General features: G+C 70.2%; 11 protein-coding genes. 9 read left to right on the plus strand and 2 right to left on the minus strand.

Annotated elements, in window-relative coordinates; genetic code table 11:
• Positions 1 to 87: 87 nt before the first annotated feature.
• Genes ABZ865_RS12535 through ABZ865_RS12550 form a run of 4 tightly spaced genes read left to right on the plus strand, consistent with a single transcriptional unit; the run spans position 88 to position 4,813 of the window.
• Positions 88 to 1,398, plus strand: coding sequence for a DUF6716 putative glycosyltransferase (locus ABZ865_RS12535; protein WP_361228066.1), 1,311 nt, complete (start codon positions 88 to 90; stop codon positions 1,396 to 1,398).
• Between the two features lie 32 nt (positions 1,399 to 1,430).
• A complete protein-coding gene (locus tag ABZ865_RS12540) occupies positions 1,431 to 2,678 on the plus strand; it encodes an N-acylneuraminate cytidylyltransferase (RefSeq protein WP_361228069.1) in 1,248 nt (415 codons plus the stop codon).
• A gap of 12 nt (positions 2,679 to 2,690) precedes the next feature.
• Positions 2,691 to 3,629: an N-acetylneuraminate synthase family protein gene (locus tag ABZ865_RS12545; RefSeq protein WP_361228071.1), complete on the plus strand. Its 939-nt coding sequence runs from the start codon at positions 2,691 to 2,693 to the stop codon at positions 3,627 to 3,629.
• 35 nt (positions 3,630 to 3,664) lie between these two features.
• On the plus strand, positions 3,665 to 4,813 hold the full coding sequence (locus ABZ865_RS12550) for a hypothetical protein (RefSeq protein ID WP_361228074.1): 1,149 nt from the start codon (positions 3,665 to 3,667) through the stop codon (positions 4,811 to 4,813).
• Between the two features lie 66 nt (positions 4,814 to 4,879).
• On the opposite strand, the gene ABZ865_RS12555 is transcribed toward ABZ865_RS12550, so the two are convergent.
• Complete coding sequence (locus tag ABZ865_RS12555; RefSeq protein WP_361228077.1) at positions 4,880 to 5,944, minus strand: Tat pathway signal sequence domain protein; 1,065 nt, start codon at positions 5,942 to 5,944, stop codon at positions 4,880 to 4,882.
• A 352-nt stretch (positions 5,945 to 6,296) separates the two neighbouring features.
• Here ABZ865_RS12555 and ABZ865_RS12560 point away from each other — a divergent pair, with 352 nt between their 5' ends.
• From ABZ865_RS12560 to ABZ865_RS12570, 3 genes are all read left to right on the plus strand, one after another.
• Complete coding sequence (locus ABZ865_RS12560) at positions 6,297 to 12,839, plus strand: RHS repeat-associated core domain-containing protein (protein WP_361228080.1); 6,543 nt, start codon at positions 6,297 to 6,299, stop codon at positions 12,837 to 12,839.
• Between the two features lie 7 nt (positions 12,840 to 12,846).
• Positions 12,847 to 13,377 carry a hypothetical protein gene (locus ABZ865_RS12565; protein WP_361228083.1) on the plus strand — a complete coding sequence of 177 codons (531 nt, stop codon included), beginning with the start codon at positions 12,847 to 12,849 and terminating at the stop codon, positions 13,375 to 13,377.
• Between the two features lie 201 nt (positions 13,378 to 13,578).
• Entirely contained in the window at positions 13,579 to 15,474 is a 1,896-nt protein-coding gene (locus ABZ865_RS12570) for a protein kinase (protein ID WP_361228086.1), read from the plus strand.
• 10 nt (positions 15,475 to 15,484) lie between these two features.
• Here the strand turns inward: ABZ865_RS12570 and ABZ865_RS12575 are convergent, their stop codons facing one another.
• On the minus strand, positions 15,485 to 16,141 hold the full coding sequence (locus tag ABZ865_RS12575) for a class I SAM-dependent methyltransferase (RefSeq protein ID WP_361228089.1): 657 nt from the start codon (positions 16,139 to 16,141) through the stop codon (positions 15,485 to 15,487).
• Between the two features lie 281 nt (positions 16,142 to 16,422).
• Here ABZ865_RS12575 and ABZ865_RS12580 point away from each other — a divergent pair, with 281 nt between their 5' ends.
• Together ABZ865_RS12580 and ABZ865_RS12585 are read left to right on the plus strand one after the other, a co-directional pair.
• Positions 16,423 to 17,652, plus strand: a complete 1,230-nt coding sequence (locus ABZ865_RS12580; RefSeq protein ID WP_361228092.1) for an amidohydrolase — start codon at positions 16,423 to 16,425, stop codon at positions 17,650 to 17,652.
• Between the two features lie 333 nt (positions 17,653 to 17,985).
• The gene (locus ABZ865_RS12585; RefSeq protein WP_361228095.1) at positions 17,986 to 19,041 is read left to right on the plus strand and encodes a BMP family ABC transporter substrate-binding protein; all 1,056 of its coding nucleotides are present in this window, start codon (positions 17,986 to 17,988) and stop codon (positions 19,039 to 19,041) included.
• Positions 19,042 to 19,099: the final 58 nt, after the last annotated feature.

Below are 19,099 nucleotides of genomic sequence, written 5' to 3' on the forward strand. Positions count from 1 at the left end.
CCGATTCGCCATTCGGCGATGTGCTGTTAACCGTTTGTTGCATTCGGGTTGGGCGGTTCCTCGGAATGCCTTCCTAGCGTCTTCGACGTGCCAGCCAGTGCAACGAAGTCCCTGCGGGTCGCCGTTCTCGCGGATTCCGACACCCGATGGAAGTGGGGCGCGCTCACCGCGCAGCGCGTCGCCCCCTCGGGCGCCGGATTCCGGCTCGACGGCTACCTCCTGCGGGGACGAGCCACCCCCACCGCCCGCCAGCTCGCGGAAGTCGGCGTCCGCGCGGACTCCCTCCGCGAGGTCACCGGCATCGAGTTCCTGCGCGCCATGACCGAGGAGTCGTACGACATCCTCGTCCTCGCGCTGGTCGGCGGCGGGGTGCAGGCGATGCTGCACGGACTGCGCAACGCCTGGGGCTCCGGGAAGCGTCCCGTCGTCGTCACCGGCTACGTCGGTGTCGTCTACGAGAAGCTCGCCGACGGCCTGCTGCTGCGGCACGGCGCGGACCTCGTCCTCGCCAACTCCGCCCACGACGCGGACCGTTTCCGGGCCGTGTACGAGGGTGTGGGCGCCGACGCCTCCTCGGTCACCGAGGTCGCGCTGCCGTTCCTCGGCGGGGAGCCGTACACCGGTGAACACGAGCCGTACACCGTGGTGTTCGCGGCCCAGCCGTCCGTCCCGGACAGCCGCAAGGACCGTACGTACCTGCTGGGCCGGCTGATCGAGCACGCCCGTAAGCACCCCGAGCGCGAGGTGCTGCTGAAGCTGCGCTCCAAGCCCGGCGAACACACCACGCACATCGAGGAGCTGCCGTACCAGAAGCTGGTCCAGGGCAAGGACCTGCCGGCCAACTTCCGCCTGGTGTACGGCCACATGGGCGAGGTGCTGGACCGCACCGACCTGCTGGTCACGGTCAGCTCCACGGCCGCCCTCGAAGCCCTGCACCGGCGCGTCCCGACGGTCGTCCTGACCGACCTCGGGGTGCGCGAGGTGCTCGGCAACCACCACTTCACCGGCTCCGGGTGCCTCGCCTCCTGGGACCAGCTCGACGCCGGCCACCGCCCGGCGCCGAACGAGGAGTGGGTGGCCCGGCAGGGCGTCGCCGCCGACGGCTCGTACGCCACCGCCTTCGACGCGGCCCGCGAGCGCATCGCGAAGCTGCTGGACCGCCCCGGCGGCCTGCCGCCCCTGAACCCCTACTACACGACCGAGACCGCGCCCGGCTACCTGCCCGGCATCCTCGCCCGTCACCACCTCGGCCCCGACGGCGCCCCGCTGCCCGGCGCACCCGCCACCGACAAGGAGCCGGGACCGGTCCGCCAGATCGTGCGCCGGGCCGCGCGCGGCGCCTACCGCCACGGCGTGCAGCGCGTGGCCCCCGTGATCCGACGCATGGGGGAGCTGTGAGCGACCGGATCCCACCTCAAGGAGAAGAGCCCATGTCCCACTCGGAAGCGGGCCCGGGCGCCTCGATGCGCCGGGTGCTCGCGGTGATCCCCGCGCGCGGCGGCTCCAAGGGCGTACCCGCCAAGAACCTCGCGCCCGTCGGCGGCATCCCGCTGGTGGCCCGCGCGGTCCGCGAGTGCCGGGCCACCCGGCTGGTGACCGACGTCGTCGTCTCCACCGACGACCAGGCCATCGCCGCCGCCGCCCGGGAGGCCGGCGCCGAGGTCGTGCTGCGGCCCGCCGCCATCGCCGGGGACACGGCGACCTCCGAGGCCGCGGTCCTGCACGCCATGGACACCCACGAGGCGCTGCACGGCGCGGCGGTCGACGTGGTCCTCCTCGTCCAGTGCACCAGCCCGTTCATCGTCCGCGAGGACATCGACGGGGTGGCCGGCGCGGTCGTGGAGAACGGCGCGGACACCGCGGTGACGGTGGCCCCCTTCCACGGCTTCGTCTGGCGCGAGGCCGACGTCGACGCCGGAGCCGGCGCGGAGGCCGCGGGCGGGGTGGGCGTCAACCACGACAAGTCCTACCGCCCGCGCCGCCAGGACCGCCCCCAGGACTTCCTGGAGACCGGCGCCGCCTACGCGATGGACGCGGCCGGCTTCCGCGAGCATCGGCACCGCTTCTTCGGCCACACCGAGCTGGTCCGCACCGACCCGGCCCGCGTGCTGGAGATCGACGACCCGCACGACCTGGCCCGCGCCCGGGCGCTGGCTCCGCTGTTCGACGCGGACCGCCCCGGTGCGCTGCCGACCGCCGCCGACGTGGACGCGGTCGTACTCGACTTCGACGGCACCCAGACAGACGACCGGGTGCTGATCGACTCCGACGGACGGGAGTTCGTCTCCGTGCACCGCGGAGACGGGCTCGGCATCGCCGCCCTGCGCAGGAGCGGGCTGAAGATGCTGATCCTGTCCACGGAACAGAACCCGGTGGTCGCCGCCCGCGCCCGGAAGCTCAAGCTCCCGGTGCTGCACGGCATCGACCGCAAGGACCTCGCCCTCAAGCAGTGGTGCGAGGAGCAGGGCATCGCGCCGGAGCGCGTGCTCTACGTGGGCAACGACGTCAACGACCTGCCGTGCTTCGCCCTCGTCGGCTGGCCCGTCGCGGTCGCGAGCGCCCACGACGTCGTACGCGGCGCCGCACGCGCGGTCACCACCCTCCCCGGCGGTGACGGCGCGATCCGAGAGATCGCCAGCTGGATCCTCGGCCCCTCTCTCGATTCCCTCCCCAAGTAAGGACACCCCCTGATGAGCACCAACTCCCGTCTGCGCACGTTCGGTTCCCGCGAGGTCGGCCCGGGCCGTCCCGTCTACATCTGCGGCGAGATCGGCATCAACCACAACGGTGAGCTGGAGAACGCGTTCAAGCTGATCGACGTGGCCGCCGAGGCCGGCTGCGACGCCGTCAAGTTCCAGAAGCGCACCCCGGAGATCTGCACCCCGCGCGACCAGTGGGACATCGAGCGCGACACCCCCTGGGGCCGGATGACCTACATCGACTACCGCCACCGCGTGGAGTTCGGTGAGGACGAGTACCGCCAGATCGACGAGTACTGCAAGGAGAAGGGGATCGACTGGTTCGCCTCCCCGTGGGACACCGAGGCCGTCGCCTTCCTGGAGAAGTTCGACGTCCCCGCCCACAAGGTGGCCTCCGCCTCCCTGACCGACGACGAGCTGCTCCGCGCCCTGCGCGCCACCGGCCGCGCCGTCATCCTCTCCACCGGCATGTCGACGCCGAAGCAGATCCGCCACGCGGTCGAGGTCCTCGGCTCGGACAACATCCTGATGTGCCACGCCACGTCGACGTACCCCGCGAAGGCCGACGAGCTGAACCTCCGCGTGATCAACACGCTGGAGAAGGAGTTCCCGAACGTCCCGATCGGCTACTCCGGCCACGAGACGGGCCTGCAGACCACGCTGGCCGCCGTCGCCCTGGGTGCCACCTTCGTCGAGCGCCACATCACCCTCGACCGCGCCATGTGGGGCTCCGACCAGGCCGCCTCCGTCGAGCCGGGTGGCCTGCAGCGCCTGGTGCGCGACATCCGCACCATCGAGGCCTCCCTCGGTGACGGCGTCAAGAAGGTCTACGACTCGGAGCTCGGCCCGATGAAGAAGCTGCGCCGCGTCGCCGGCGTCGTCGCCGAGGCGGAGATCGCCGCGGCGGCGGGCGAGCCGGTCTCGGTGTGATTCCAGGTCACTTACGACGGGACGGTCGTACGACGATGAGCCCCCGCGCCGGCCAGGCCGGCCACCCCGCGCACACGCTCGCCTTCGTGGAGAGCCCGGTACAGCTGCTGAACGTACTGGAGTGGGCGCACCTGCACGGCCTGCGCGGCGCCGCCGAGCCGGCCCGGCTCTCCGTGCCCGCGCAGGCCCGGCGGATACCGGCCGGTGCCGGGCGCCCTGCCGACGCGGAGCTCACCGTCGTCGTCCTGTCCCCGACCGACCCCATGACCCGGGGCCAGCTGCGCCGCATGGCCGACCTGGCCCGGGACGAGGGGTACCGGGTGCGCTGGGAGGAGGCGCGGGGCGGTACGACCGCGCCCTTCCACACGATCGGCGGCCTGGCGGGCTCGCTCCGCCGGGCCGACCGCATCGTCATGGGCGACCCCTTCTCCCGCTACGTACAACTTCTGCTGACCATCACCCGGGCCCGTGACCTCGTCGTGGTCGACGACGGCACCGCGACGATGGAGTTCGTCGCCCAACTGGCCCGCGGCGAACGCCTGGTCCGCTGGCACCGCAAGGGCGGCCGCCCCGGGGCCCGCGACCTGCTCTTCGCCCCCGTCTCCTCCTCGGCCCGCCGCCGGCTGACCCCGAGCGCCCGCCGCCGCGTCGAGGTCTTCTCCTCCATGCCGGTGACGGAGACCCCCGAGGGCGTCACGGTCACCGCCAACGACTTCGCCTGGACCCGCGCCCGCTTCGGCCCGCCGCGCATCACCAAGGGCGCCGACATGGTCGGCACGTCCCTGGTGGAAACCGGGGTCGTGGACGGCGACCGCTACCTGGAAGCCGTCGCCCACCTGGCCAGGACCCACGGCGCCACCCGCTACTTCGCGCACCGCCGCGAGAGTACGGACAAGCTGCACCGGCTGGCCGCCCAGACGGGCCTGGAGATCGTCCGCCCCGACCTCCCCCTGGAACTGATCGCCCGCCGGGGCCCCATCGGCCGCACCGTCCTCAGCTTCCCGTCGACGGTCGTGCACACCCTGCCCCTCGCCCTGGCAGGTACGGGGGTTCGGGTGGCGGTCTGCGACATCGACCCCAGCTGGCTCACCGAAACCGCCTCCCCCCGCGCCCAGGGCTTCCTCTCGGGCGTCACGGGCACGGCGAGGGACGTACACCGGCTGGCGGCGGTGGGGCTGGCCTAGGGCGCGTTGGCGGGGCTGATCTAGGGCGCGTTGGCGACAGCCCACCGGTGGAGTCCACGGCGTGCGTCAGATCAGCACGTCCTTGTAGTAGAGGCTGGCCTGCTTCGGCGCGCTGGCGTCGGCGCCCGACGCGAAGCCCATGTGCAGCCGCACGGCTGCCATGTTGGACGTGTCGGGGATCTGGATGGCCAGGCCCTCGGGCTCGCGGTAGGAGAGGCTGACGCCGGCCTTGGTCAGCTGGCGGTCCACCTTCGTCCCGGTGTTCCAGTCGACGCAGGTGATGTACGTGTTGCCGGTCCCCTCGACGCTGCCGGGGTTGCCGTACGCGGTTCCGTCGATCGTGTACAGGTACTGGCCGTAGGTCGTGTAGCCCTGGAAGATGACCCCGGTCAGGTCGGAGACCTGGGTGATCGTGGTCAGGGGTGAGCCGCCGGACTTGAAGGTGGCGAGGTCGTACAGGGCGTACTTCCAGGTGCCGTTGAGGTTGTAGCGGTGGGCTATGCGGCTGTTGGCCGGGTCGATGGCCACGGTGGTGTTCGTGGAGCCGGCGACGGGGGTGTACTTCGTGAGCGCCGCGGAGGCGGTCGTGAGGACGGCGCCGTTGGCGAACTTGAACCGGGCGATCTTCGTGCCGTAGCGATTTCCGGAGCCGTCCGGGTTCTTCGTCATGTCGACATCGCACTCGGTCCACAGGTACGCGCTGTTGCCCGAGGGCTCGACGGCGATGGAGACACCGTGCCCGAAGCCCTTCAGGTACATGCGCCCGATCTCGTTGCCGTCCCAGTCGAGCCGGGTGATGCACAGGTCGCCCTGCGCGGCGCGCGCGGCGCCGTCGTAGAACTGCGTCTCTCCGGGCAGCTCGCGACCGCCCTGCACCAACTGCGCCGTGTACAGGTGCTTGTTGGTGTTGTCGAAGGCGAAGGACTGCAGCACCCGGGTCTCCTGCAGGTCGATCTCCCGCAGGAACATGGTGGAGGCGGCGGTCAGGTCGAAGTGCTTGGAGGAGGTGACGGCGGCGGCGCTCGCCGAGGAGGACGTCAGCATCACAGAGCCGAACGCGCCGACGCCGACGAGGCCGCCGCCCCACTTCAGCAGCTGCCGTCGGCTCGGTTCGCGCATCTCGGCGTTCATGGCGGGGCCGCCCCTCCGGAAGATCCAGTGAAATCGGGGGATTGAAGCACCCCGGTGATCCCCGGCGCCAGACCCAACCCCCCGGAATTTGCCAGGGATTGAAACTCCAGGTTAATTGTGACGAAGGTCACGGTGAACTTGAGCGGCAGTTGGATTGTTGCGTTCCACTTGACCGGTTTCTCCGAGCTATCCGCGCGGACCGGGCGGCCATTACTGTCCCGCTGCCCCTGGCTACTTGGTCACTGCCTCTCGGTCGCTGCCGCGACCTGATCACTGTCACGGTGGCACAGCCAGCGTCTGACGCACGCAGGGCCGGTGGCGCCGGCGGGGCAGTTGGGTGGGGAGACACTTCGTGAGGTTCTCGGGTGTGGTGCGCGCGCGCACCGTGACGGCGACCGCGACAGGCGCGCTCGTGCTGACGATGCTGTCCGGCCCGGCGCCGGCAGTCGCGGCGGCGCTCGCGGCCCCGGCGCCCAAGCACACGCAGACGGTGCATGCGCAGCACGCTGCTCCCGTGGCGAAAGACCGGGCCGACCCGACCCCGGTCAAGCCCGCCAAGGTGGTGTGGCCGAAGGCCGCGCACGCGGTCGTGGACCTGACCGGCCGCAAAGCGGGCGAGGCCCGGGCGATCACACCTTCCGGCACGGTCGTCGACGAACGCGCGGCGGGCAAGGATGCCGTGGTCGCCGTCGCTCCGGCGCCGGCCAAGGCACTGGACTGGGTCGGGCTGGCGCCCGCGCCGGCCGGCGTGGACGTACATGTCCTGGACAAGTCCGCGGCCGCCCGGGCGGGCGGCGTGGGGCTGGGTGTGCAGCTGACCCGTACCGACAAGGTCGCCACCGCGGGCAAGGTGCAGGTCTCGCTGGACTACTCCGGCTTCCAGCACGCCCACGGCGGCGACTTCGGTGCGCGGCTTCGGCTGATGAAGGTGCCCGCGTGCGCCGTCGAGTCACCGCGGCCGAAGGACTGCAAGCCGGGCAAGCCGCAGTTCGTGGCGGCGAAGAACGACCCGGCCAAGGGCACTCTCACCGCCACGGTGCCGGTCGGCGGCGACGCCTCCGGCACGACGCAGAACACCCCGGGCTCTGCGACGAACACCCCGCTGATGCTCTCCGCGCAGTCCGCGGACACGGCGAGCACCTACGTGGTGGCAGCCGGCTCCTCCTCGGACGCCGGCGACTACCGGGCGACGCCGCTGCGCCCGTCCGGGTCGTGGAACGTCTCGCAGGGCTCGGGCGCGTTCACGTACTCCCTGCCGATCCAGGTGCCCGCGCCGCCGACGGGCAGCGCACCGAGCCTGTCCCTGACCTACAACTCGCAGTCGGTCGACGCGCTGACCTCGGCGGAGAACACCCAGGCGGGCCAGGAGGGCCTCGGCTGGGACATGAGCGCCGGGTTCATCGAGCGCCGTTACCGCCCCTGCGCCTCCGACGGCATCCCCACGGTCGGCGACCTGTGCTGGGACTCGCCCAACTCGACGACGGAGCCGGACGGCGCGATCTACACGATCAACCTCAACGGCCACAGCTCGACCCTGGTGCAGGACAACGACGGCACCGGCTGGTACCACCTCCAGGACGACCCGGGCTGGCGGGTGCAGCACCTGACCGGCGGACACGGCGCCGACGACGAGTTCTGGGTGATCTCCGCCCAGGACGGCACCCGCTACTACTTCGGCTGGGGCCGCAGCGAGCGCGACAAGGTCCAGAACAACTCGGACGTGTACACCCACTCCGTGCTCACCGTGCCGGTCGCGGGCAACGACACGGGCGAGCCCTGCCACGCCCAGTTCCCCGAGCCGTGCGACCAGGCCTGGCGCTGGAACCTCGACCGGGTCGTCGACGCCAACGAGGTGGAGTCGACGTACTTCTACGAGAAGCAGGCGAACCGCTACCGCTCGTGGATCAACACCGACAAGGCCCGCGACTACGACGCCTCCTCCTACCTGGTGCGCATAGAGTACGGCTGGGCCTCACAGCTTCCCGGCGCCCAGTTGCCCGCCAAGGTCGAGCTCACCCACGTCGGCCGCTGCGTGGAGCGGATGACCGACGACCCGCTGGCCCATGACCCCGGTGCCTGCCCCTCGATATGGACCAAGCCGTCCTCGTACCCGGACGTGCCGACGGACCTGATGTGCAACACGGGTGACGACTGCAAGTCGATCACCGGGCAGACGGCCTCACCGACGTTCTTCTCCACCGACATGCTGTGGGACATCAAGACCTACGTGCGCGGCAGCGACACCAACACGGTGCAGTCGCAGATGACGTGGGATCCGGCGATGCAGTACCAGATGAAGTACGGGCTGCCGGACCCCTCCGGCAGCATCGGCAACCAGCTTTGGCTGGACTACGTGCAGCGCAAGGGCTACGGCGACGGCCCCGACATCACTCTGCCGACGATCAACTTCAACGGCGAGTGGCTGGACAACCAGATCGGCAGCTCGATCCTGAACTTCCGCCGGGTCAACCAGGTGCACGGAGACCTGGGCTCGTTCGTCAACGTCACCTACGGCTTCGCCAACGCCTGCGACTCCACCAACCTGCCCAGCGAGTCCAACAACGACATGGACTGCTTCAAGCAGAGCTGGACACCGGAGAACGACACCACCGAGCACTCGGGCTGGTTCAAGAAGTACCTGGTCAAGCAGGTCGATGTGGACCCGGGCGTGGGCAAGGGCGCAAGCGACGACGGCGACCCGGTCATGACCACCACGTACGACTACAACGGCAAGCCCGCCTGGGCCTACCCGAACGACCCGCTCACGCCTGACGACAAGGAGTCGTGGACCGACTGGCGCGGCTACCAGCAGGTCGAGATCCACTCCGGCACCAAGGCCAACGCCGCCTCCACCTACTACTGGCTCTACCGCGGCATGGACGGCGACCGCACGTCGAAGGACAACCCCTCGCAGACGCGCAGCGTCAGCGTCACCGACGGCCAGGGCAACCCGTACCCCGACAGCGCCTGGCTGAACGGCAAGGTGATCGAGAGCAGCCAGCGCGACGGGTCCGGCCAGTCGCACCAGCGCGTCTTCCACACCTACTGGGTGTGGGACACCGCCCAGTACGCGGGCCTGCCCGACGCCCGGTTCGTACGCGACGCCAAGACAACCACCGACGAACTGGTCTCCGGCGGCCTGTGGCGGGAGCGGGTCGTCGAGGACCAGTACGACAACGACCAGGCGGCCAGCACGAAGTACGGCCTGCCGATGCGTACGAACGACTGGGGTCAGATCAACACCGACGACAACCGGTGCACGACCTACGGCCGCGCCTACAACACCAGCGCCCTCTTCCCCGGCACGTCGATCCAGCGCTGGATGGTGCTGCCCGACGAGACCAAGCACTACGCCGCGGACTGCGCCGACCAGGCACTGCAGAGCAAGCAGGACGGTTATGAGGTGACGTTGTACGACGGCGCCACCGATGTGGCGGGCAACGTGCCCACCGACGGCAACGCGACCAAGGTCCTGGGGTACGCGGACGCCTCCACCGCACGCGAGACGGACTACACGTACGACGAAGCCGGCCGGGTGAAGACCACCAAGGACGCCAACGGCAAGATCAGCACGACGACGTACAACTCGCCGAACGCATCCTGGCCCACCGACGGCGTCACCGTCAGCAGCCCCGACCCGGACGACGGCGGCTCGGGCACCCCGCTGACCACCACCACCTGGTACTCGCGGCTGTGGGGCAACCCCTACAAGATCGTCGACCCGAACGGAAACACGACCCGCATCGTGGATGACTCCGTGGGCCGCATCTCGCAGGTCTTCAAGCCCACGGAGATCGCGAACTATCCCGACGGCAACGCGTCGATGACGTTCGACTACACGATCCCCACCTGGACCAACCCCGAGGGTGTGCCCACGCTCGCCAACGGGCCGCCGCTCACCACCACCAAGATGCTCATGGGCAGTTCGTTCTACGTCCCGGCCTACTCGTACGCCGACGGCCTGGGCCGGGTGCGTGAACTGCAGACGCCCGCCACCTCCGGCGGCGCGACCGTGACCTCGACCCGCTACGACACGTCCGGCGACATCACTGGCGTCTCCTCCGCCTTCCACACCGACCAGGCGGCGGGTTCCGGGATGGTGCTCCCGACGGTCGACACCATTCCGTCGTACACCGACCTGCTGATCGACTACGCGGGCCGCACCTACGAGTCGCGGACCCTCGTCAACGGCGATCCCCAGCTGCAGCAGCAGGAGAAGACCAACTACAACGGCGACTACACCACCACGGTGCCGCCCTCCGGCGAGCGCACGAACACCTACTACGACGTGTTCGGACAGGTCACCGAGGTCGTGGAGTTCGGCCCGTCGACGTACCACACGAAGTACGAGTACACCCGTTCCGGCCAGCTGTCGAAGATCACGGACGCCAAGGGCAACGTGACCAGCTACACCTACAACTGGCTCGGTCAGCGCATGACCAGCAATGATCCCGACACGGGCAACTCGTCCACCACGTACAACAAGCTCGGCCTGACCGACACCACCACCGACGCCAACGGCACGGTGCTGACCTACGGCTACGACAACCTCGGCCGGGCCACCACGGTCAAGCAGGGCAGCACGCTGCTCAGTGAGAACAAGTACGACACCGCACCCGGCGGCAGGGGCCAGCTGGCCTCCGCCACGTCCTACGACAGTGCGGGCAACGCCTTCGCACATGCCGTGGACAGCTACGACGCCGACGGTCGGCCGCAGAGCAGCACGACGACCATCCCCGACGCGGGCGACGCCGCGGGGCTGGGCGGCAGTTACAAGTTCGGCTATCACTACAACACCGCGGACAAGCTGACCGCGGTCGACTACCCGCCCATCGGCGGTCTGCCCGCCGAGACGGTCACGTCCAGCTACGACGGCCTCGGTCGGTTCTACAAGCTGAGCAGCCCGCTGGCGACCTACGTCGACGCCACGGACTACGACGACCTGGGCCGGCTGGTGGGCCGGAACTACGGCAGCACGTCGGACACCACCAACACCCCCTACACGGCGCGCCGTTCCTACGGCTACGAGGACGCCGACGGAAGCGGCTGGCTGCAGAACATCACCACCACGCGGACCAAGGCAGGCGCGACCAGCACGGTTCAGAACGACACCTTCACCCGGGACGCCGGCGGCCAGATCACCAAGACCACCGACAACCTGACGCAGCAGAACGAGTGCTTCACGTACGACGAGCTGAACCGGCTCACCCAGGCGTGGACCACCGCGATGGCCAGCTGTGAAGGGCCCATCGTGCCGGACCTGACCAGCGCCAACGACCCGTACCAGCTGGCATACACCTATGACGGCATCGGTAACCTGCAGAAGGAGACCCGCACCACGGCGAGCGGCTCGACCGTGCGCGACTATGTCTACCCCGGCTACTCGGCCGACCAGCAGAGCTACACGCCGGGCGCGGCTCAGCCGCACGGGGTGGCGAGCATCGTCAAGCCGACCGGCACGGACACCTACTCCTACGACAGCGTGGGCCAGCTGAAGTCCCGCACCGTCGACGGCGTCAAGTCCGACCTCACCTGGTCGCCGACGCACCGCGTGACCTCCGTCAAGACAGGCACGAACACGACCGACTACGTCTACGGTCCCGACGGCAACGTGCTGGTACGCAAGTCGCCGACGGAGTCGGTGCTGTACCTGGAGGGCCACGAGGTCCGTAAGAGCGGGCCGTCGGTGCTGGCCACCCGCTACTACACGGCTGACGGCGCGACGGTGGCGATGCGCACCGCCAATGGCGGCAACGGCGTCCTGACCTGGCTGTTCAGCGACGCCCAGTCCTCCACCCAGCTGATGATCGCCGCGGTGGGCGGCACGGTGACCCGGCGCCGCTACACCCCGTTCGGCGCCCCGCGCTCCACGGCCGACGCACTGCCGTCCTCGACGGACCGCGGCTTCCTCGGCAAGCCCGAGGACGACTCCACGGGCCTGTCCATCCTCGGCGCGCGGATGTACGACCCGGCGCTCGGCCGGTTCCTGTCGGCCGACCCGGTGAGCCACCCGTACTCGCCGCAGTCGCTCAACGCGTACACGTACTCGCTGAACAACCCGGTCAACTTCAGCGACCCGTCGGGCATGGACCCGCCCGGCACGCAGGGCACGTGCATGTACGACATCTCCCTGTGCGACCAGGAGACGTGGGACCAGGTCGGCTACGACCCGAAGACGGGCACCTCGGACTACCACAGGGGCTGTGCGATCGGCGACTGCTCGATCAAGGGCAGCAAATACACGAAGAAGCCGGCGGTCACCAAGAAGCAGTACCAGTGGCTGCACAAGAACCTCGGCTACAACGGCACCGTGTACCTGAACCAGGGCCAGTACCAGGCCTGGCGGCAGGGCCTCGACGATCCCGGGCAGCGGAAGGTCGTCGAGCAGTTCTGGGGCTGCTGGAAGGGCGGCGACACGATCAAGAGCTGCATCACCGAGGCCAAACACAGCCTGGTGGATCTCGCGAAGGCCAAGGCGGCCGCGAAGAAGGCCAAGGAGGACGAGGACGACGGCGGCATCTTCGACGACGACACGACGGAGGCCATGACGGCCGCCGGATACACCGCCCTGGCGGTCGGGGCGTACTGCTCGGCCGCCACCGGTGCCGAGACGGCGGGCGCCGGAGTCGCGGTCTGCATGGGCGGCGCGGCTGCCGTGTACACCGGCATCGGCGTGGTGCTCAGCGCCGGCGTGGCGATCGACGCCTGCATGCAGAAGGACTGGGGCAGCTGCACCACCGGCGTCCTCGGTACCCTGACCGGCGCTAAGGTGATCGAGGACGCGCAGGTCGGCCGGGCCGTCGCCACCGCCGGAGTGAAGACCTGGCAGGGCGCCAAGGCGGCCGGCGGCTGGATCAAGTCCGGCTGGAACAGTCTCTTCTCCTCGGGCGGGTGATGCGGTGGTGACCGGGTACTGGATCGACCGCAGAGTCGTGGGCTCCTGCGTCATGGCCTGTCTCGCCGCGTTCGCGGGGCTGGAGATGGCGCGGGTCTCCGACCCCGGGTTCTGGCAGCTCGCTCCCGTGTTCCTGGTGCTGCTCGTGGTGAGCTCCCTCGCCTACCGGACGCTGATCCGGCCCTCGGTCGACTGCGACCGGGAGCGGATCGTCGTCCGGAACGCGAGGACCGAGTACACCGTCCCCTGGGGCCGGGTGAAGAGGTTCGACTGGAACGGGCAGAGCGGTCGGCTGAGCGTCGTGCTCACCGACGGCACTCACATCTGCCTCGAGGCGTTCAGCGTCTGGCCGACGCTGGGCCGCCACGACCAGGTGAAGGACGAGCTGGAGCGCCTGCGCCGGGAGGCCCCGGGGCAGGCGGACCCAGCGCCGGTGAGCGAGCGGCAGTCCGCCGCGTGGGCCGGTTCGCTGGTGACGCTGGTGGCCGTAGCGGCGCTCCTGGCGCTCGGAGTCGAAGGCCTCTCGGGGCTGTTGTGAGCGGTCCGGGCTCTTGATATACCGAGGCCCTGTAACCCCTGCCGAGGGGTTACAGGGCCTCGGAGTTGATACCGTGTCCGCCCGGTGCACGCGGGCGGACCCGTGGGGCCGTCGCCCTGCGGACCACGCGGCAACGGATGCGTGGCTGGGCCTCCGGCGCCGAGCCGCACTGCGGACGAGTTGCACGACACGGGGGGATCGATGAACGGCACGGGCACGCCCGAGGGAGCCTTCCAGCCGCTGGCGGAGGACGATCCGCGGCAGATCGCCGGATATCGTCTGGCCGCCCGGCTCGGCGCCGGAGGCATGGGCAAGGTCTACCTCTCCCACACGCCGGGCGGACGCCCCGTCGCCATCAAGGTGATCCGGCCCGAGTTCGCCGAGGACCCCGAGTTCCGGCGGCGGTTCGCGCAGGAGGTGCGCGCCGCCGAGCGAGTGCAGGGCCTGTACACGGCCCCGGTCATCGACAGCGACACCGACGGCCCCCACCCCTGGCTGGCCACGGCCTACGTCTCCGGCCCCACGCTCGCCGCCGCGGTCGCCGAGCACGGGCCGCTGCCCGCCTCCACCGTCCTGCTGCTCACCGCCGGGGTGGCCGAGGCCCTCCAGGTCGTGCACGGCGCGGGCATCGTGCACCGCGACCTGAAGCCGTCCAACGTGCTGCTGGCCGCCGACGGCCCGCGCGTGATCGACTTCGGCATCGCCCGCGCCGCCGACACCACCGCGCTGACCGGCAGCGGGGTCACGGTCGGCACCCCCGCCTTCATGTCACCCGAACAGGCGGCCGGCCGGCCCGTGGGTCCCCGCTCCGACCTGTTCGCCCTCGGCCAGGTCGCCGCCTTCGCGGCCCTCGGCAGGGCCGCGCACGGAGAGGGCCCCTCGCACGCGGTGCTCTACCGGATCGTGCACGAGGAGGCCGACCTCACCGGACTGCCCGCCGAACTCACCGAACTCGTGCAGCGGTGTCTGGCCAAGGACCCCGACGCACGCCCCTCGCTCGCCGAGGTCCTCGCCCTGTGCAGCGCCGCCTCCGACGCCACCCAGCTGCGCCGCCCCGAGGACTGGCTGCCGGGCGCGGTCACCACGGCCATCGCCGACCGCTACAACGCGCCGTCGCCCGCGTCGGCCCAGCAGGCACCGGTGGCCCAGGAGGGGACGGCCGGGGAACCGGCTCAGTACCAGCCGACGGCCGCGTCCGGAGGACCCGCTCAGTACCAGCCGACGGCCCTGTCCGGGACGCCCGCCGCGCATCACCAGCCGACCGTCGTGCCCGGTGCGCCAGCCCCGCAGGCTCCGGTGCCGCAGCCCCCGCACGCCTCTTACGCGCCGACGCAGACCGCCCAGCCGGTGCAACCCACACAGCCCACCGGGCCCATCCAGCCCACCGGGCCCGCTCAGCCCTATTCACCCGCTCAGCCCTATTCACCCGCCCAGCCCTTCCAGCCGGTGACCGGGGGGTACGGGGGGTACCCCGTGGCCCCGCACCCGGGCGTCGGAGGGCCCGCCCAGCGCCGCCGGACCGGGGTCGTCGTCGGCTGTGTCGTAGGAGCCTTCGTGCTCGTGGCCGCCGTCATCGGCTACCTCGGCAAGGGCGACGACGCGAAGGGAGACGGCGGCGCGGCCGCCTCCGGCGGAAAGACCTCCGCTGCACAGTCCACGGGCGGCGCGAAGGCCGGTGGTACGCCCAAGCCCAGGGCGCCCAAACCCACCGTCTACAAGAACTTCAACCTGAGCGACGGCTTCCACCTCGAGTTCAGTGACCAGCCCCTGGTGCCGCACGAGTCCAACTACGACGACCTGTACTTCCTCTGCGACATGATCAACGGCTGCGACTTCGGCTCCTACAACACCAAACTCGTCCTGCTCGACCAGGGCGTGAAGGGCTCACTGGACGCCTGCAAGCAGGACACCCGCTACCTGCCCCAGGAGGTCGCGGTGAGCCGGTTCTCCAAGGGCAGACAGCTGTGCGCGTTCACCGAGAGCGGCATCGTTGCCCTCGTGACGTTCGAGGGCCAGTCGCCGAGCAGCAGTGCCAGCCGGTACGTCACCCTGGACATCAGCGTCTGGCGTGACGCCGTACCGGCGACCGACAACTAGCCGGCAGGGCTCAGTGCGGCCTGCGGGCCAGGACGAACGAGCGGGTGTACTTCTCCTCGCCAGCCGGTTCGCGGACGACCGTGGCCGTCGGTTCCAGGCCCGCCTTCGTGAGCAGGGCGGTCATCTGGTCCGGGGTGCGCCAGTAGTAGTGCAGGTCGATCTCGTGGCCGAAGCGTTCCGCCAGATGGAGGTGGCCGGGGTCGGGGGCGGACTGGAAGGCGAGCAGGACGGGGGCGCCGGGGACCAGGGTGCGGTGGAACTCGGCGAAGGCCGTCGGCAGGTGGTCGTCGGGGACGTGGATGGTGGAGTACAGGGCGAGGATGCCGCCGAGGGTGGCGTCCGGGAGGTCCAGGCCCGTCATCGAACCCACATGGAAGCGCAGTTGGGGGTGCGCCTGGCGGGCGAGGCCCACCATGGCGGGGGAGACGTCCACCCCGAAGGCCGGGACGCCCCGTTCGTTCAGGCGGGCGGTGACATGGCCCGGTCCGCTGCCCAGGTCGGCCACGGGGGCCGGGCCGTTCGCCGTGACCAGCGCGGCGAAGGCGTCGAGCAGCGACAGGTCCAGGGGATGGTGGAGGCTGCTCGGATGGGCGGCCGTGTACTCCTTGGCGATGGTGTCGTAGGAGGAGCGGGTGGTCTGCAGGAAGTCCGCGTCGATGTCGCTCACGCCGCCGCACCCTATCGGCGCGGACCGGCCCCCGGGGCCGGTTCACGGGCGCCCGAGCGCGGATCCGGCCACGGGTCCGGTCCGTGGACAAGCCGAGCGTGAACCGAGGAGGCGTGGTATCCGTTGGAAGGAGAAAGAAGAAGAAAGACGGGTTCTACCCAGCAGAGCCAGCCGCCATGCGTCCGACGGTCAGATTTTCTTCCCCTAACGGGCTGAACTTTTGTTGATCGAGGGTCAGTTGACCGGGTGGGCGTCCTACCCTTCAGAGGGTGAACCGATTGATGTCCCGAGAGTCCGAGGCCGATCTCCCCGGGGATGTGCTCCCCGGCGTGCTCAGCGAACCCCTGCACGCCGAACTCGTCGCCTTCCGCCGCGACTTGCACATGCACCCCGAGCTGGGCAACCAGGAGTTCCGTACGACCGCCGCGATCAAGGAGCGGCTGGAGCGGGCGGGGCTGCGCCCCCGCGTCCTGGCCACCGGAACCGGACTCGTCTGTGACATCGGGCTCGCCGAGGGGGAGCGGCCCCGGATTCCGCTGCTCGCCCTGCGCGCCGACATCGACGGCCTGCCCATCCCGGACACCAAGACCGACTGCCCGTACCGGTCGACCGTGCCCGACCGCGCCCACGCCTGCGGCCACGACGTGCACACCAGCGTGGTGCTGGGCGCCGGTCTGGTCCTCGCCGACCTGCATGAGAAGGGTCTGCTGACCCGGCCGGTGCGGCTGCTCTTCCAGCCCGCCGAGGAGGTCATGCCCGGCGGTGCCCTCGGCGCCATCGAGGACGGCGTGCTGGAGGGGGTCGGGCGGATCCTCGCCCTGCACTGCGACCCCAAGGTCGACGCCGGCCGGATCGGGCTGCGGCACGGGCCCATCACCAGCGCCTGCGACCGGCTGGAGATCGCCCTCGACGGCCCCGGCGGTCACACCGCCCGCCCGCACCTGACCACCGACCTGGTCACCGCCGTCGCCCGTGTCGCCGCCGACGTGCCCGCGGTGATCGCCCGGCGCGTGGACACCCGCGGCGGCCTCGCCGTGACCTGGGGCCGGATCGAGTCGGGCCACGCCCCGAACGTGATCCCGCAGCACGCCGAGCTGTCCGGCACCGTCCGCTGCCTGGACCTGGACGCCTGGCGGGAGGCGCCCGACATCGTGCACGCCGCCATCGACGAGGTCGCCACGCTGCACCGGGCCAAGTCGGAGATCACCTACGTGCGGGGCGTGCCGCCCGTCGTCAACGACCGGGAGTCCACCGAGCTGCTGCGCCGGGCCATGGTCGCCCGCCGGGGCCTGGACTCCGTCGAGAGCACCGAGCAGAGCCTGGGCGGCGAGGACTTCTCCTGGTACCTGGAGAACGTCTCGGGCGCCATGGCCCGCCTCGGGGTCCGCCGGCCCGGCGACCGCACGGTGCGCGATCTTCACCAGGGCGACTTCGACGCCGACGAGCACGCGATCACGGTCGGTGTCGAACTGTTCACAGCGGCCGCTCTGCTGGAGGCCGTGGAGGTCTGACCAGGGGCCGATCAAGGGCCCGAGGTGTGAGGCGTTCGAGGTGTGAAGTAGGCGACAGGAGGCGGTCCTGAGGGGGCCGCCTCCCGCCCGGCGCAACATACTTGCCAGCCAAGTGTGCGCAGTGTGCGACAAGGCTCCGACGGAGCCGGTAGACCGTGTTCAAGCACTGTTTGCCTCGAATCGATAACGGCTTCGCGAGAGGTGTTTTTCTGACATCTACGCGCGTTACGATGCCGCGAAGCCGACGCCGCCGGGGCGTCTCGGCTCGAGCACTGGCATGGTGCTCACATCAAGCGCCAATGGTGGCGCTCAGGTCAGGTGAAGGAGCCTCCCGTGCGCCGGGTAGCAAAGCTTTCCGCCGCGTGTGCCGCGACCGCGGCACTCGCCCTCACTGCCACTGCCTGTGGCAGCACCTCCTCCGACAACAACGCCTCGTCGTCCTCCTCGGGTGACGGCAAGGGTGTCAAGATCGGTCTCGCCTTCGACGTCGGCGGCCGTGGTGACCGTTCCTTCAACGACTCCGCCGCGCGTGGTGCCGACAAGGCCAAGAGCGAGTTCGGCGGCGACATCAAGGAGCTGACCGCGAAGACCTCGGACACCGAGGCCGACCGCGAGCAGCGCCTGTCGGACCTGGCCGAGGCCGGCTACAACCCGATCATCGGTGTCGGCTTCTCCTACGCCACGTCGATGTCCAAGGTCGCCGCGAAGTACCCGAAGACGAGCTTCGGCATCGTCGACTCGGTCGTGGACGCCAAGAACGTCGACAGCATCACCTTCACCGAGGAGCAGGGCTCCTACCTGGCCGGTGTCGCGGCCGCGCTGAAGTCCAAGGCGCACCACATCGGCTTCATCGGCGGCGTCGACGTCCCGCTGATCAAGAAGTTCGAGGCGGGTTACGTCCAGGGCGCCAAGGCCACCGACCCGAAGATCAAGGTCGACACCCAGTACCTGAGCCACGGCTCGGACTTCTCCGGCTTCGCCAGCCCCGACAAGGGCAAGGAGGCCGCGCAGGGCATGCTGGACAACGGCGCCGACGTGATCTACTCGGCGGCCGGCTCCTCCGGCAACGGTGCCATCGAGGCCATCAGCGGCAAGAAGGGCACCTGGGCCATCGGCGTGGACTCGGACCAGTACAACATCCCGGGTCTGTCCAAGTACAAGAACGCGATCCTGACCTCGATGGTCAAGAACGTCGACGTCGGTGTCTACGACTTCATCAAGTCCGTGCACGACGGCAAGCCGCTGACCGGCGTCAACACCTACTCCCTGGAGAAGGGCGGCGTCTCGCTGGCCACCAGCGGTGGCTTCATCGCCGACATCCAGGCCAAGCTGGACGCGGCGAAGAAGCAGATCGTCGACGGCTCGGTCAAGGTCAAGACCACCCCGTGACCTGACGGGTCCCGTCGGACCCCGGCTCGGCGTGGGGGAGCCCTCCGCACCCCCCGCC

The sequence above is a fragment of the Streptomyces sp. NPDC047085 genome (genome assembly GCF_040643735.1).
In the GTDB taxonomy this organism is placed as follows: Bacteria; Actinomycetota; Actinomycetes; order Streptomycetales; family Streptomycetaceae; genus Streptomyces.

Bases quoted from the DNA above. Each gene is read 5' to 3' on its own strand.
- ABZ865_RS12580 (WP_361228092.1), top strand. From the start codon at position 16,423: ATGTCCCGAGAGTCCGAGGCCGATCTCCCCGGGGATGTGCTCCCCGGC.
- ABZ865_RS12555 (WP_361228077.1), bottom strand. From the start codon at position 5,944: ATGAACGCCGAGATGCGCGAACCGAGCCGACGGCAGCTGCTGAAGTGG.
- ABZ865_RS12550 (WP_361228074.1), top strand. From the start codon at position 3,665: ATGAGCCCCCGCGCCGGCCAGGCCGGCCACCCCGCGCACACGCTCGCC.
- ABZ865_RS12545 (WP_361228071.1), top strand. From the start codon at position 2,691: ATGAGCACCAACTCCCGTCTGCGCACGTTCGGTTCCCGCGAGGTCGGC.
- ABZ865_RS12570 (WP_361228086.1), top strand. From the start codon at position 13,579: ATGAACGGCACGGGCACGCCCGAGGGAGCCTTCCAGCCGCTGGCGGAG.
- ABZ865_RS12540 (WP_361228069.1), top strand. From the start codon at position 1,431: ATGTCCCACTCGGAAGCGGGCCCGGGCGCCTCGATGCGCCGGGTGCTC.